Source organism: Sphingomonas jatrophae (assembly GCF_900113315.1).
In the GTDB taxonomy this organism is placed as follows: Bacteria; Pseudomonadota; Alphaproteobacteria; order Sphingomonadales; family Sphingomonadaceae; genus Sphingomonas_P; species Sphingomonas_P jatrophae.
This window is the reverse complement of the sequence record NZ_FOZG01000001.1, coordinates 890,023-904,036: the sequence shown is the minus strand read 5'-3', so window position 1 is coordinate 904,036 and position 14,014 is coordinate 890,023. Positions and strand designations below refer to the sequence as shown.

General features: G+C 68.4%; 13 protein-coding genes. 5 read left to right on the top strand and 8 right to left on the bottom strand.

Going from position 1 to position 14,014, the window contains the following annotated elements; translation table 11 throughout:
* Window positions 1–7: 7 nt before the first annotated feature.
* The 3 genes from BM360_RS04240 to astD all read right to left on the bottom strand — a co-directional run bounded on the left by BM360_RS04240 (window position 8) and on the right by astD (window position 2,576).
* A complete protein-coding gene (locus tag BM360_RS04240) occupies window positions 8–304 on the bottom strand; it encodes a DUF2849 domain-containing protein (protein WP_093311190.1) in 297 nt (98 codons plus the stop codon).
* Window positions 301–1,089, bottom strand: coding sequence for a uroporphyrinogen-III C-methyltransferase (gene cobA / locus BM360_RS04235; RefSeq protein WP_093311184.1), 789 nt, complete (start codon window positions 1,087–1,089; stop codon window positions 301–303). Before cobA ends, BM360_RS04240 begins: the two co-directional genes overlap by 4 nt.
* A 77-nt stretch (window positions 1,090–1,166) precedes the next feature.
* Window positions 1,167–2,576, bottom strand: a complete 1,410-nt coding sequence (gene astD, locus BM360_RS04230; RefSeq protein ID WP_093311177.1) for a succinylglutamate-semialdehyde dehydrogenase — start codon at window positions 2,574–2,576, stop codon at window positions 1,167–1,169.
* Between the two features lie 160 nt (window positions 2,577–2,736).
* Here astD and BM360_RS04225 point away from each other — a divergent pair, with 160 nt between their 5' ends.
* The 4 genes from BM360_RS04225 (at window position 2,737) to BM360_RS04210 (ending at window position 6,529) form a co-directional block, all read left to right on the top strand.
* Window positions 2,737–3,603, top strand: a complete 867-nt coding sequence (locus BM360_RS04225; protein WP_093311171.1) for an alpha/beta fold hydrolase — start codon at window positions 2,737–2,739, stop codon at window positions 3,601–3,603.
* Complete coding sequence (locus BM360_RS04220; protein ID WP_093311163.1) at window positions 3,600–4,730, top strand: glycosyltransferase family 4 protein; 1,131 nt, start codon at window positions 3,600–3,602, stop codon at window positions 4,728–4,730. Before BM360_RS04225 ends, BM360_RS04220 begins: the two co-directional genes overlap by 4 nt.
* A 76-nt stretch (window positions 4,731–4,806) precedes the next feature.
* On the top strand, window positions 4,807–6,210 hold the full coding sequence (locus tag BM360_RS04215; protein WP_093311157.1) for an NAD(P)H-dependent flavin oxidoreductase: 1,404 nt from the start codon (window positions 4,807–4,809) through the stop codon (window positions 6,208–6,210).
* Between the two features lie 130 nt (window positions 6,211–6,340).
* Window positions 6,341–6,529: a hypothetical protein gene (locus BM360_RS04210; protein ID WP_093311150.1), complete on the top strand. Its 189-nt coding sequence runs from the start codon at window positions 6,341–6,343 to the stop codon at window positions 6,527–6,529.
* 6 nt (window positions 6,530–6,535) lie between these two features.
* Here the strand turns inward: BM360_RS04210 and BM360_RS04205 are convergent, their stop codons facing one another.
* From BM360_RS04205 to BM360_RS04190, 4 genes are all read right to left on the bottom strand, one after another.
* Window positions 6,536–7,774 (bottom strand): MFS transporter, encoded by a 1,239-nt coding sequence (locus BM360_RS04205; protein ID WP_242653310.1) that lies wholly within the window; start codon window positions 7,772–7,774, stop codon window positions 6,536–6,538.
* A 76-nt stretch (window positions 7,775–7,850) separates the two neighbouring features.
* The gene (locus tag BM360_RS04200; RefSeq protein ID WP_093311147.1) at window positions 7,851–8,711 is read right to left on the bottom strand and encodes an SMP-30/gluconolactonase/LRE family protein; all 861 of its coding nucleotides are present in this window, start codon (window positions 8,709–8,711) and stop codon (window positions 7,851–7,853) included.
* A 26-nt stretch (window positions 8,712–8,737) separates the two neighbouring features.
* Complete coding sequence (locus BM360_RS04195; protein WP_093311144.1) at window positions 8,738–10,534, bottom strand: IlvD/Edd family dehydratase; 1,797 nt, start codon at window positions 10,532–10,534, stop codon at window positions 8,738–8,740.
* Window positions 10,535–10,544: 10 nt separating this feature from the next.
* Window positions 10,545–11,690 (bottom strand): aldose epimerase family protein, encoded by a 1,146-nt coding sequence (locus BM360_RS04190; RefSeq protein ID WP_093311140.1) that lies wholly within the window; start codon window positions 11,688–11,690, stop codon window positions 10,545–10,547.
* 131 nt (window positions 11,691–11,821) lie between these two features.
* On the opposite strand from BM360_RS04190, the gene BM360_RS04185 reads away from it, so the two are divergent.
* Window positions 11,822–13,126 (top strand): sugar MFS transporter, encoded by a 1,305-nt coding sequence (locus BM360_RS04185; protein WP_093311137.1) that lies wholly within the window; start codon window positions 11,822–11,824, stop codon window positions 13,124–13,126.
* 46 nt (window positions 13,127–13,172) lie between these two features.
* Here BM360_RS04185 and BM360_RS04180 read toward each other — a convergent pair whose 3' ends face one another.
* Complete coding sequence (locus BM360_RS04180; RefSeq protein ID WP_093311134.1) at window positions 13,173–13,940, bottom strand: FadR/GntR family transcriptional regulator; 768 nt, start codon at window positions 13,938–13,940, stop codon at window positions 13,173–13,175.
* Window positions 13,941–14,014: the final 74 nt, after the last annotated feature.

Here is a 14,014-nt window from a genome sequence, read left to right as displayed (position 1 = left end):
GAGAGGATCAAATCACCCACTCGCCGCGATTCGCGTCGGCGGGGCGGATGGCGAGATCGGCGCGGACGGTGGGTCCGGCGGCGCGGATGCGATCCTTGATGTGGGCGGGGCGGGGGCCTTCGGGCCCTTGCGTCGCGTCGATCGCATAGGGGCCGTTGACGCGGCGTGCCGCCTCCTCGACCGCGGCGAGCGTTTCGGCATGCGGGCCGACGTCCACCGCCTCGGCGATGTGGCGCGACCAGCCGTCGCCCGCCCACCAGATGACGTCGCCCGTCGCGAGATCGTTGCCGGTGAGCAGCTTCATGCCAGTGTCTCCGCGCGCTGCGCGAGCGTGCGCAGGCGATCCTCGGCGTCGGACAGGAGGACGACCTCGCCCACCACGATGATGGCCGGGCTGACGACCTTCTCCCGCTCGATCAGATCACCCAGATCGGCCAGCACGGTGCGCATCGCGCGGCTGCCGGGCTGCGTGCCGCGCTCCAGCACCGCGACCGGCAGATCGGGGGCGAGGCCATCGGCCATCAGCTTCTCGGCGATCGACGCACCCGAAGCGATGCCCATGTAGATGACGAGCGTGCGGCCCTTGCCGGCAAGGCCGGTCCAGTCCTGCTCGCTCAGGCCCTTGCACTGGCCCGCGACGAAGCTGACCGCGCTCGACCAGTCGCGGTGGGTGAGCGGCAACATCGCCTCGGCCGCACAGCCGAGCGCGGCGGAAACGCCGGGGATCACCTCGACCGGCAAGCCGGCGGCGCGCACCGCTTCGACCTCCTCGCCGCCGCGGCCGAAGACGAACGGATCGCCGCCCTTCAGCCGCACGACGATGGAGCCGGCGCGGACGTGCGCCACGATCAGCGCGTTGATCGCCTCCTGCGGCAGCGTGTGGCGGCTGCGCTGCTTGGCGACCGAGATACGCTGCGCATCGGCAGGCGCGAGATCGAGCACGCGCGGATCGACCAGGCCGTCATGCACCACGACATCGGCGACGCGCAGCGCATCCACTGCGCGGACCGTCAGCAGCCCGGGATCACCCGGCCCCGCACCGACGAGGATGACGCGGCCGCGCGCGTCTGGATCGAGGAGGCTTACCATGGCGGGGAGATGGGCCGCCGCCCGGCCCCGTGCAATCGAAGGATGCTTGGGCGGACGGAAGCGGAAGTTTGGCGGCCTCAGTCGTCGCGCAGGCCGATGCCGATGCTGCCGCGGATCAGCTCCGCCTCCGACGAGGTGACCGGATAGGCGCAATAGTCCGCCGCATAATAAGCCGAGGGGCGGTGATTGCCCGACAGGCCGACGCCGCCGAACGGCGCGGTGGAGGGGGCGCCGTTGGTGGGCCGGTTCCAATTGATCACGCCGGCGCGGACATTGGCCCAGAAGCGGTCGTAAAGATCGGGCGTGTTGCTGAGCAACGAGGCGCACAGGCCGTAGCGCGTGGCATTGGCTTCGGCGAGCGCAGCATCGAAATCGGGAACGCGGATCACCTGGAGGACGGGGCCGAAGATCTCGGCGTCGGGCCGCTCGCGCACGTTGGTCACGTCGATCATCGCGGGCGTGAGGAACGGCAGGCCGGCTTGCGGGCGCGCGAGCTGCTTGAGCGGCTGACCGCCCTTGAACAGCAGGGCCAGAAAGGCCTCCTGCACCGCGTCTGCCGCATCATTGTCGATCACGCAGCCCATGAACGGGGCTGGGGTGGCGTGGGGATGATCGACGATGAGGCGATCAATCAACCGGCCGATCTGATCCAGCAGCGGCTCATGCGCGCCATCGCGGACGATCAGCCGGCGCGCACCGGTGCAGCGCTGGCCGGCGGAGAGGAAAGCGGATTGCACGACGGTAACGGCGGCGGCGTAAAGATCGGGCGTGTCCCACGCCACGATCGGGTTGTTGCCGCCAAGCTCGAGCGCGAGGATCTTCTGCGGCGTTTCGGCGAAGGCGCGGTGGAGCGCGAGGCCGGCGCGGGCGGAGCCGGTGAACAGCAGGCCGGAGACGTTGGGATGCTCGGCCAGCGCCTTGCCGGTATCCGGCCCGCCCTGGACGACACGCAACACATCCTCGGGCACGCCCGCCTCATGCAGGCAGGCGACCAACTCGGCGCCGACCGCCGGCGTCTTCTCCGACGGCTTGAACAGCACGCCGTTGCCGGCGAGCAGCGCCGGCACGATATGGCCGTTCGGCAGATGCGCGGGGAAGTTGAACGGTCCCAGCACCGCCAGCACGCCATGTGGCTTGTGGCGGACCGCGGTGCGGGCGCCGAGCGCGCCCTCCAGCCGCTTCTGCGACGTGCGGTCGGTATAGGCCGCGATCGAGATCTCGACCTTACCGATGACGCTCTCGACCTCGGTGCGTGCCTCCCACAAGGGCTTGCCCGTCTCGCGCGCGATCAGGTCGGCGAAGCGATCCATGCGGCCGCGGACGACGTTGGCGAAGCGGCGCATCGTCTCGATCCGCACGGTGAGCGGGCGCGCCGCCCAGAGCGGCCACGCAGCACAGACGCGCGCCACCTCGGCGGGCACGTCCGAGGGGTCGCCCTGCCACAGCAAGGCGCCGGTCGCGGGTTCGTGAGAGACGAGAGAGGCCATCGCCGCGGGTTGTGGCGCGGGCGTGCGAAATTCGCAACGTCACCGTGATCGTCAGTTGCCGAGGTGGCTACGATCAACGGTGTTCGAGTTGCAGGGCCGAGACGGTTGTGCGGAAGCGGGCATGACGCGATATGGGGCGGGCTGTGGAGGGCATGCAGGCATGACGACGTGGGCCGACGGTTACTGGTGGTCCAACGACGGGGTGCGGCTGCACTATCGCGACTATCCCGGCGATGCTGCCCGTCCGCCGATCATCTGTCTGCCCGGGCTGACACGCAATGCGCGCGATTTCCACGAGATTGCCAGCGACCTGTCGTCCGCAGGGTGGCGCGTGATCGCGGTGGACCTGCGCGGGCGCGGCGAGAGCGGTTATGCCAAGGATCCGCTCAGCTACACGCCGCTCACCTATCTCCAGGACGTCGAGGCGCTGGTTGCTGAGTTGGCGCTGCCGCGCTTCGTGCTGTTCGGGACGTCGCTCGGCGGCATCCTGACCATGCTGCTCTCCGCCACCGGGGCGGAGCGCATTGCCGGCGCGCTGCTGAACGACATCGGGCCGGCGCTGATGCCGGGCGGGCTGGCGCGCATCCGCACCTATGTCGGCAAGTCGTCCAGCTATCCGACGTGGCTCCATGCTGCACGGGCGGTGGCCGAGGTGCAGGCGGTGGCGCATCCCAAGTGGGACATCGAGCAATGGCTGGCGCAGGCCAAGCGGCTGTGCCGGCTGACGCCTGCCGGCCGCATCGTGTTCGACTATGACATGAAGATCGCCGAGCCGTTCCGCCTGCCGGGCGGAGAGGCGGGGGTTGATCTCTGGCCCGCGTTCGACAGCCTGAAGGGCACGCCGGTGCTGCTGGTGCGCGGCGCGCTGACCGACCTGCTCAGCAGCGACACGGTGCGCGAGATGGAGCGGCGGCTGCCGCAGATGGAGACGGTGGAGGTGCCCGATGCGGGCCACACCCCGACGCTGGACGAGCCGATGGTGCGCGAGGCGATCGCCCGGCTGCTGGAGCGGGTGGAGGCGCGGTGACCGCGCCGCTGCGCATCCTCCACTGCCATTCCACCTTCGCGCTCGGCGGCAAGGAAGCGCGCGCCGTGCGGCTGATGAACGCCTGGGGGCCGCAGGCCGAGCATGTGATCCTGAGCGCGACCGACCAGTTCGGCGCCCGCGACGCGATCGACCGGCACGTGCGCGTCGACTTCCCGCAGGATGCGCCTTCGCTGGCAGGGCTGCCGGGGATCGCGCGCTATCGCCGGCTGTCTCGCTACATGCGCGGCTTCGATCTGGTGCTGACCTATAATTGGGGCTCGATGGATGCCGTCATGGCGCGGCGGCTGTTCGGCGGCGCGCCGCTGATCCATCACGAGGACGGCTTCAACGCCGACGAGGCGGATGGACAGAAGGCCAAGCGCGTCTGGTTTCGCCGCCTGGGGCTGGGCACGGCGGCGGCGGTGGTGGTGCCGTCCTTCACGCTGGAGCGGATCGCCCAATCGGTGTGGCGGCAGCCGGCGTCGCGGGTGCGGCGCATCGCCAACGGCATCCCGACCGAGCGTTATGCCGACGGGCCCGATCCTCAGGCGATCCCCGGCTTCGTGCGCCGCGATGGCGAGGTGGTGGTGGGCACGCTGGCGGGGCTTCGCGGCGTCAAGGATTTGCCGCGGCTGGTGCGGCTTATCGCGCCGTTTGCGGAGGTCCGGCTCGTCATCGTCGGCGAAGGGCCGGAACGGGCCGCGATCGAGGCGGAGGCGGCGCGGCTGGGCGTGACGGATCGCGTGCTGATGCCCGGCTTCCTGCCGGAGCCCGCCCGCGTCGTCGGCCACTTCGACATCCTCGCGCTGACGTCGCTGAGCGAGCAACAGCCGATCTCGGTCATCGAAGGCATGGCCGCCGGGCTGCCGATCCTGTCCACCGATGTCGGCGACGTGGCCGAGATGGTGACGCGGCCGAACCGGGCGTTCGTCACGAACTCGGATCATCAGCTGAACGAGGCATTGGCGAAGCTGGTCGGCGATCCGGCGCTCCGCCGCCAGGTCGGTGCGTCCAACCGCGAACGTGCGCGCACGCACTATGACGAGCGCGGGATGATCGCGGCCTATGCCGCGCTCTATGCGGGTGCGGCCGGCCGGCCGGGCGCGCTGGACCCTTCCGCTTTTTGACGCGCTTTTACCGCGACGATGCCTTAAGGCGCGCGGGCATGCGCGTGGACTGGGCGCGGTTCGGAGGATTGTTCGGGTGTTCAAGGGTCTTTCGCCGATCAACTATGGCGGGCGCGAGGTTTGGCCGCTGATCGAGGGCGGCAAGGGCGTCGCGGCGACGAACCATATGTCATCGGGTGCGTGGGCTGCGGCGGGCGGCATCGGCACCGTGTCCGCGGTGAATGCCGACAGCTACGATCCCGAAGGCAAGATCATCCCGCAAGTCTATCGCGCGCTGACCCGGCGCGAGCGGCATGACGAACTCGTCCAATATGCCATTGACGGCGCGGTCGAGCAGGTGCGCCGCGCCTTCGACATCTCGAACGGGAAGGGCGCCATCAACATCAACGTGCTGTGGGAGATGGGCGGCGCGCAACGCGTGCTGCACGGCGTGCTGGAGCGGACGCGTGGGCTGGTCGCGGGTGTCACCTGCGGCGCGGGCATGCCCTACAAGCTGAGCGAGATCGCCGCCTCCTACGGCGTCCATTACCTGCCCATCGTTTCTTCCGGCCGCGCCTTCCGCGCGCTGTGGAAACGCGCTTATTCCAAGGCGGCGGAGTGGCTGGCCGGCGTCGTCTACGAGGATCCGTGGCGCGCGGGCGGGCATAACGGCCTGTCCAACGCCGAGGACCCGCTTAAGCCCGAGGATCCCTATCCCCGCGTCAAGGCACTGCGCGAGACGATGCGCGAGGGCGGCCTGCCCGACAGCGTGCCGATCATCATGGCAGGCGGCGTGTGGCACCTGCGTGACTGGAACGAGTGGATCAACAATCCCGAACTCGGCCAGATCGCCTTCCAGTTCGGCACAAGGCCGCTGCTGACGCAGGAAAGCCCGATCCCGCAGGCGTGGAAGGACGAGCTGACCCGCCTGGACGAGGGTGACATCCTGCTCCACCGCTTCTCGCCCACCGGCTTCTATTCGTCGGCGGTGCGCAACCCGTTCCTCCGCAACCTGGAGGCGCGGTCCGAGCGGCAGATCGCCTTTTCCGGCGAGGCGGCGGGCGACCACCAGTACCAGCTCGACGTGGGCGTGAAGGGCAAGAACTTCTGGGTCACCAAGGGTGATCTGATGCGCGCCCGCGAATGGTTCGGCCTCGGCTTCACCAGCGCGCTGAAGACGCCGGACAACACGCTCGTCTTCGTCACCGAAGAGGAGAAGGGCATCATCCGCAAGGATCAGGCGGATTGCATGGGCTGCCTCAGCCAGTGCCTGTTCTCGTCATGGGCGGATACGGAAGGCAATTCCACCGGGCGGCTGGCCGATCCGCGCAGTTTCTGTATTCAGAAGACGCTGCAGGACATCGCGCATGGCGGCCCGATCAACGACAATCTGATGTTCGCGGGCCACGCCGCCTACAAGTTCAAGCAGGATCCGTTCTATTCCAATGGGTTCGTACCCACGGTGAAGCAGCTGGTGGACCGCATCCTGACGGGCGATTGATCGCTGCCGGGCGATCGATGGTTACGTAAAATCAACCGATTGTCTGGACCGCGGGCAAGATTCCTCTAACCCACTTTACCTGCATCAAGTTCGCGCCTGCTCTGTTTAAGTCAGGGCAGGAGAGGATGAAATGACGGCAAAGGAATTCCGGCAGCAAGCGGCGTGGCTCGATGCGGGCGCGATCAGGTTCGCGATGCTCGACGTGGCGCCGCTGCTGCGCGTGTACGCGGCAGAGGCAAGGGCGCGCGCAGCGTCGCTCGAGACGAGCTTCGTTGAGCCGCGCGGCGTGCGGTGGAGCGGAGAAGCCGCCGCGGCCTGACCCGCCTCAAGCCTCTACGGGCGGTGGCGGATCGGGATCGGCGACGGGCAGAGGCGGCACGCGTGCGAGCGCGGCGGCACCTGCGGCTGCGATGAGCCCGAGCGCGAGGCAGAACAATGTGACGCCGGGCCAGCCGGCCTTCGTCCAGGCGATCCCGCCGGCCGAGCCGAGCAGGCTCGATCCCAGATAATAGAAGAACAGGTAGAAGGCGGAGGCCTGCCCGCGATTGGCGATGCCCCGGCGCCCGACCCACGCGCTGGCGATCGAATGGGCGCCGAAGAAGCCGATCGTCGCCACGCCGATCCCCGCCACCACCAGCGCGAGCGGCCGTGCCGCGGTGAGTGCGGTGCCGGCGATCAGGATCAGTACCGGCACCCAGAAGACGTGACGGCGGCCGAGCCTGCCGGCCAGTGCGCCGAACCAGGCGGAACTGGCCGAGCCCAGCACATAGAGCAGGAACACCGCGCCGACCGCCGCGTGGCTGAGCCCATAAGGCGGCGCGAGCAGGCGAAAGCCCGCATAATTGTAGAGCGTGATGAACACGCCCATCAGGACGAACGCCTCGGCATAGAGCAGGACAAGTCCGCGATCGCGGAACAGGCGGAGCGCGCCGCGAAGGTGACCGCCGCGGCGCGGAACGAAGCGGCGGGAGGGCGGCGCCAGGCGGCGGAAGGCCTCTGCCATGACGATGCCCGCCAGGCCGACGGCACCGATCGCCCAGCGCCAGCCGGCCACATCGGCGGCGAGGCTGGCGACCAGCCGTCCGGCCATGCCGCCGAGCGCGCTGCCGCCGATATAGAGCCCCATCGCCGCACCGATGGAGGCGGCGTCCACCTCCTCCGCGACATAGGCCATGGCGACCGCGGGCACGCCCGCCAGCGCGATCCCGGTCAGCAGCCGCAGCGCGAGCAAGGCGTGCCAGCCGGGCGCGAACGCGGCTGCGAGCGTCAGCACGCCGGCGGCGAGCATGGCGAACACCATCAAAGGACGCCGGCCGAGCCGATCGCTCAGCGCACCTGCCACAAGTATGCCGACGGCGAGCGGCCCGGTGGCGAGCGAAATGGCAAGCGACGCAGCCTCGGCACTCAACGCATAATCTTGTGCAAGCAACGGCAGCAGCGGCTGCACCGCGTAGAGCAGCGAGAAGGTGGAGAAGCCGGCGAACAGCATGGCCAGCGTCAGCCGCCGATAGGCGCTGCTGCCGCGTGCGTGGCCGACAGTGGCCTGCGTGTCTGTCATGCTCATGGCGGCCTCGCTTTGCAGCGTGCGGGCGCCGCCGACAACAAGGGCAGGCTTGGGTCGACCGTCAGGCCCGAAGCCTCTAGCCGGCGAAGAGGCCCGGCGCGCAGCCTCGGACACCGGCATCCACTTCGAACAGCGCGCCATCCACGTCGCTGTCGGGCAGGCCGATGGCGGCGCTGGAGACGATCAACCGGTCGAGCGCGTCGCCGCAGAAGGCCAAGTTGGTGATCTGTCGTGCCGGCAGTGCGATGGCGCGGTCGAGCGTGCCGTCCGGCCGAAAGCGGCTGACGCGTGAGCCGCCCCAGTGCGCGATCCAGAGATGATCCTGCGCATCCACGGTCATGCCGTCAGGATGACCGTCCTCCTCGGCGAAGGTGATGAATGTCTCGCGCGCGCCCAGCCGCGCCGCATCGAGACGCGGGAAGCGGAACACGGTGCGGCGCGCGGTATCGCTATGGTAGAGCCAGCGCCCGTCGGTGGAGAAAGCGGGTCCGTTCGGCACGCCATAGCCGCTGTCGGCGCGCCCGATCTGCCGATCGGGGCCGAAGCGGTAGAGCGCGCCCGTGTCGGCCGCCTCCGCCATGTCCATCGTGCCGCACCAGATGGCACCATGCGCGTCCGCCTTGCCGTCATTCATGCGATTGCCCGGCAGGTGCGGCTCGGGATCGGCGATGGGGCGGATGCGCACGGGATCGAGATCCAGCTCGGCAAACCCGCTCTGTAAGCCGGCGATGAAGCCGCCGCCGGTGCGCTCCACCACCCAGCCGAGCGGCTCGGGCATAGGCCAGCGCGTGACGTTGCCGGTTGCGAGCACCAGCCGGTTGAGCGCGGGGGCGAGGATATCGACCCAGTAGAGCGCCCCCTCCCGCGCCGACCACACTGTGCCTTCGCCCAGCGTGTCGCGCTGGCCGCCGCGCGGAACGATGCGCCAGCCCGTCATGGTTGCTCCTTGCCCTTTGCCTGTCGTCAGTGATTGTCGCGCGGCACGCCGGCGGTCTGGGCAAGGCGCTGATACTTTTCCGCGCCTTCCAAAATCGCTCCCGTGTCGAGCTGGCCGACGACCGATCGCTGGATCTCCTGCCACGGCGTCTGCGAGGCGGGATAGGCGTAGCCGCCGGCCTGCATCAGCGCACGGCGGCGCTCGGTCAGTTCCTCGTCGGCGATCAGCACGTCGACGCGGCCCTTGCGCAGATCGATCCGCACGCGATCACCGGTCTGCAGCAGTGCAAGGCCGCCATTGGCCGCGGCCTCGGGGCTGGCGTTGAGGATTGAGGGCGAGCCGCTGGTGCCCGACTGCCGCCCGTCGCCGATGCAGGGCAGGGCATGGACACCCTCGGTGATGAGGTAGGCGGGCGGGCGCATGTTCACGACCTCGGCCGCGCCCGGATAGCCGATCGGCCCCGCGCCACGCATGAACATCAAGGTGCTGGTGGTGATGCCGAGCGACGGATCGTCGATGCGGTGATGATAATCCTCGGGCCCGTCGAACACGATGGCTGGGCCCTCGAAGGCGTCCGGATCGTCCGGGTTGGACAGATAGCGTTGGCGGAACTCGTCGGAGATCACGCTGGTCTTCATGATCGCGGCGTCGAAGAGATTGCCGGTCAGAACGATGAAGCCCGCATCGCTTTTGAGCGGCTGATCGAACGGGCGAATGACCTTCTCGTCCTCCACCTTCGCGCCCCGGCAATTGTCGCCGATGGTTCGGCCGTTGACCGTCAGCGCGTCCTCGCGGATCAGCGCCTGCTTCATCAGCTGTGCGACAACCGCGGGCACGCCGCCGGCCCGGTAGTAATCCTCCCCCAGATACTCGCCCGCGGGCTGCAGATTGACGAGCAGAGGCACCTTGTGACCGTGCGTCTCCCAATCTTTCAGCGGCAGATCGACGCCGACATGGCGGGCGAGCGCGGCGAGGTGGATGGGCGCGTTGGTCGATCCGCCAATGGCCGAATTGACGACGATGGCATTGTGGAACGCATCCAGCGTCAGGATGTCCGACGGCTTCAGATCCTCTGCCACCATCTCGACGATGCGGCGGCCCGTCCAATAGGCGCTTTCCTGGCGGTCCCGGTAAGGGGCGGGGATCGCCGCGGAGCCGGGCAGCGACATGCCCAGCGCCTCGGCCAGCGAGTTCATCGTCGTCGCCGTGCCCATCGTGTTGCAATAGCCGGTCGAGGGTGCGGAGCTGGCGACCAGCTTGATGAACTCGGCATCGTCGATCTCGCCGGCCGCCAGCATCTGCCGCGCCTTCCAGACGATCGTGCCCGAGCCGGTGCGCTCGCCCTTGTGCCAACCGTTCAGCATCGGGCCGACCGACAGCGCGATGGCGGGGATGTTCACCGTCGCCGCCGCCATCAGGCAGGCAGGGGTCGTCTTGTCGCAGCCGATCGTCAGCACCACGCCGTCGAGCGGGTAGCCGTAAAGCACCTCGACGAGGCCGAGATAGGAGAGATTGCGGTCCAGCCCCGCAGTCGGGCGCTTGCCGGTTTCCTGGATTGGGTGAACCGGAAATTCGAGCGGAATGCCGCCCATCTCGCGAATGCCGTCGCGCAGCCGCTCCGCAAGCACGAGATGGTGGCGGTTGCAGGGGGAGAGATCGCTGCCGGTCTGCGCGATGCCGATGATCGGCCGGCCCGAGCGCAGTTCCTCCAGCGTGATGCCGAAGTTGAGATAGCGCTCGAGATAGAGCGCGGTCATGTCGATATTGGCAGGATTGTCGAACCAGGCGCGCGAGCGCAGCTTGGGCTTGGCGATCTCGGTCATGAAAGGTCCGTCAGCGAAGCGTGGACAGGCGGTAGATCATGACGTGCCGATAGGGCTTGCCGGGATCCACACGTGCGGAGATGAAGTCGGGCTGGTTGGGCGCATCCGGAAACTTCTGCGGTTCCAGCGCGATGCCGTCGCCCATGCGGTAAAGGTGGCCGCCCTTGCCGAGATACGTGCCGTCGAGGAAGTTGCCGGTATAGAATTGCACGCCCGGTTCGGTCGTGAGCACTTCGAGGACGCGGCCCGACGCCGGATCCTCCAGCCGCGCGGCGAGGCCGGGCTGCTTGGTCAGCCCCTTGTCGAGCGCGAAGTTGTGATCATAGCCTTGGCCATAGCGGATCTGCTGGTTGCGACCGTCGCGGATGCCGTCGGCGATTACGCGGCCGCTCCGGAAATCGAACACGCTGCCGGCGACGGGGCGGCGCTCTCCAGTCGGGATCAGCTTGTCGTCGACCGGCGTATAGGTGGTCGCCGGGATGGTCAGCCGTTGGTAGGTGGCGCCGAGCGGCGATCCCTCGCCGCCGAGGTTGAAGATGGCATGATTGGTCATGTTGACCACGGTCGGCTTGGTCGTCTTCGCATCGAAGGCGATGGTCAGCGCGCCCGCCTCGTCGAGCGAGTAGGTGACGGTGACGTCGAGCTTGCCGGGATAGCCCGCATCGCCATCGGGGCTGGTCAGCGCGAGGACCACGCTGGCGCTCGCGCCATCCTTGGTCGAGACCACGCGCCAGGGCTGCTTGTCGAAGCCCTTGCCGCCGCCATGGAGCGAATTGGTCTTGTCGTTCGCCGGCAGCTGGTAGCTCTTGCCGTCCAGGCTGAAGCGCGCGCCGGCGATGCGATTGGCGTAGCGGCCGACGGTGACGCCGAAATAATTCGGGTGCTGCTCGTAGGAGGCGAGATCGTCATAGCCGAGCAGCACGTCGGCCGGACGGCCGGCGCGGTCGGGCGCGATGAGCGACTGGAGCGTGGCGCCATAGGTGAGGATGCGCGCGGAGATGCCCGCTTCGTTCTTGAGCGTGATCGCCTCGATCGCGGTACCGTTGCTGAGCGCGCCTGCAGGCGCGCGCGTCACCGTGGCAGCAGCAGCCGGCATCGCCATCCCCATCGCCATGACCAGCGCAAGCGCCGCGCCCCCGTTCCGCACCTTCCGCATGCCTCATCCTTTTCGGCCCGGGCGCCGTTGACGCGCCTTGTGCCGCTATATAGTCGGACAAAAAGAAGAAGGGCAAGCGGCTGCGGGACGGCATCGTCCGCATGGTCGCAGCCTGCGGGAGAAGGGTGAACATGGCCGCACCGATCGCATCCACCAGCATAAGCCCTGCCGCAGCCTATGAGCCCGGCCGCTACCGATCCGCGCTGACGCTGCTGGCCAGCCTGTTCTTCATGTGGGGCTTCATCACCGTCATCAACAACACGCTGCTGCCGCATCTGCGCAGCGTGTTCGACCTGAACTATACCCAGACGACGCTGATCGAGAGCGTATGGTTCATCGCCTATTTCGTCGCCTCCATTCCCGCGGCCAAGCTGATCGAGCGGATCGGCTACCAGAAGTCGCTGGTGGTCGGTCTGCTCGTCATGGCGGCGGGCTCGCTCGGCATGGTGGCGGCGGCGAGCCTGCCGTCCTACGGCGTGACGCTGGCCATGCTGTTCGTCATCGCCAGCGGCATCACGACGCTGCAGGTGGCGGCAAACCCTTATGTCGCGGTGATCGGATCGCCCGAGACGGCGTCGTCGCGGCTGAACCTGGTGCAGGCGATGAACTCGGCCGGCACGATGCTGGCGCCCCTGTTCGGGGCCTATCTGATCCTCGGCCGCTCCAAGGGCGGGACGGCGGAGGCGGGCACGGTGCTGACGCAGGCGGAGCGGCTGGCCGATGCGCAGTCGGTGATCCTGCCCTACGTCCTGGTGGCGGCGGTGCTGGTCGTGCTCGCGGTGGTGATCGCCCGTTTCCCGCTGCCAGCCATGGGCGCGGCGACGCAGCGGCTGGCCAAGGAGGAGCGGCGCAACCATTCGCTGTGGAAGCATCGCAACCTCGTCTTCGGCGTGCCGGCGATCTTCATCTACCTGATCGCGGAGATCGGAGTCGCCAACCTGTTCGTCAATTTCGTCAGCCAGCCCGATATCGCTAACCTGACCGCCGAGCGTGCGGGCCGTTATCTCACCCTGCTGTGGGGCGGGATGATGGTCGGCCGTTTCGTCGGCTCGGCGGTAATGCAGCGTGTGTCGGCGGAGAAGGTGCTGGCCTTCTGCTCGATCGGCGCGTTCGTCGTCATGCTGGTGACGGTGTTCGCGAGCGGGCCGACGGCGATGTGGGCGCTGATCCTCGTCGGGCTGTTCCACTCCATCATGTTCCCGACCATCTTCACGCTCGGCATCCGTGGTCTCGGCCCGCTCACCGAGGAAGGATCGGGCCTGCTGATCATGGCGATTGCGGGTGGTGCGCTGGTGGTGGTGCAGGGCTGGCTGGCGGACACGGTCGGCCTGCAGACCTCGTTCCTGCTGACGGCGGCGTGCGAGCTTTACGTGCTGTTCTATGCGGTTTGGGGCGCGAAGCCGACCGGAGCGGTCACGGAGCCGCACGTCGGGTAAGAGGCGTCGGACTATTTGGTCGGCATGGCGGGGTGAGCGACGATCCTCACCCCTCCATCGCGCTGGCTGTATCCTCGAGCGCGAGATCGACCAGCACGCGCATCGCGCTCGCCGCCGCTTCGCCGTCGCCCCCCGCGATGGCGTCATAGACCTTCGCATGATCGGGGATCGGATTGCGGGGCAGGGCGCGGGCGCGCTGCTTATACTGCGTCGTCCAGTTCACCGCGGCACCGATGCTGGCGCTCAGCACCACCATCGCATCGTTGCGGGTGGCGCGCAGGATCGCATCGTGGAAATCGCGATCGGCGGCACGGCCCGCGTCCGTCGCCAGCGTGTGGCGGCGCATCAGCGCAAGCGCATCCTTCATCGCCTTCAGGTCGTCGCGGCTGCGGCGTTCCGCGGCGAAGCGGGCGGCGGCGGGCTCGACCACCGCGCGCAACTCGAACAGGCTGCGGACGAAGTGGCGGTCGGGCTCACCGGAAAAGGCCCAGGCGAGCACGTCGGGATCGAGCAGGTTCCAGCGCGAGCGGGGCAGCACGCGCGTGCCAGCCTTCGGACGGCTTTCCACCAGCCCCTTGGCGGCGAGAACCTGCACCGCCTCGCGATAGGCGCTGCGCGACACATCAAGCGCCTCGGAGAAGGCGACCTCGCCGGACAGCGTATCGCCCGGCGCATATTCCCCGGACATGATCGCCACGCCCAGCTTGTGCGCAATGGCGCCGTGCAGACGCCGTCCGGTGCCACGCGGGCTGCGGGGCGCGGGCGCCTCTGCATCGGCGGGGCCGCTCTGGCTCTCGTCTGTGTCCACTTTCATTCCGGTTGGCGACGTATCAGCCGAGTGCCGCCTGAGGGAAGCTAAATCGTTGCGCTCGCCAGCTTGCTGTCATA

What these genes read in the sequence shown, in the direction of transcription:
- BM360_RS04240 (WP_093311190.1), bottom strand. Translation starts at nt 304, where the DNA reads ATGAAGCTGCTCACCGGCAACGATCTCGCGACGGGCGACGTCATCTGG.
- cobA (WP_093311184.1), bottom strand. Translation starts at nt 1,089, where the DNA reads ATGGTAAGCCTCCTCGATCCAGACGCGCGCGGCCGCGTCATCCTCGTC.
- astD (WP_093311177.1), bottom strand. Translation starts at nt 2,576, where the DNA reads ATGGCCTCTCTCGTCTCTCACGAACCCGCGACCGGCGCCTTGCTGTGG.
- BM360_RS04225 (WP_093311171.1), top strand. Translation starts at nt 2,737, where the DNA reads ATGACGACGTGGGCCGACGGTTACTGGTGGTCCAACGACGGGGTGCGG.
- BM360_RS04210 (WP_093311150.1), top strand. Translation starts at nt 6,341, where the DNA reads ATGACGGCAAAGGAATTCCGGCAGCAAGCGGCGTGGCTCGATGCGGGC.
- BM360_RS04205 (WP_242653310.1), bottom strand. Translation starts at nt 7,774, where the DNA reads ATGAGCATGACAGACACGCAGGCCACTGTCGGCCACGCACGCGGCAGC.
- BM360_RS04200 (WP_093311147.1), bottom strand. Translation starts at nt 8,711, where the DNA reads ATGACGGGCTGGCGCATCGTTCCGCGCGGCGGCCAGCGCGACACGCTG.
- BM360_RS04195 (WP_093311144.1), bottom strand. Translation starts at nt 10,534, where the DNA reads ATGACCGAGATCGCCAAGCCCAAGCTGCGCTCGCGCGCCTGGTTCGAC.
- BM360_RS04190 (WP_093311140.1), bottom strand. Translation starts at nt 11,690, where the DNA reads ATGCGGAAGGTGCGGAACGGGGGCGCGGCGCTTGCGCTGGTCATGGCG.
- BM360_RS04185 (WP_093311137.1), top strand. Translation starts at nt 11,822, where the DNA reads ATGGCCGCACCGATCGCATCCACCAGCATAAGCCCTGCCGCAGCCTAT.
- BM360_RS04180 (WP_093311134.1), bottom strand. Translation starts at nt 13,940, where the DNA reads ATGAAAGTGGACACAGACGAGAGCCAGAGCGGCCCCGCCGATGCAGAG.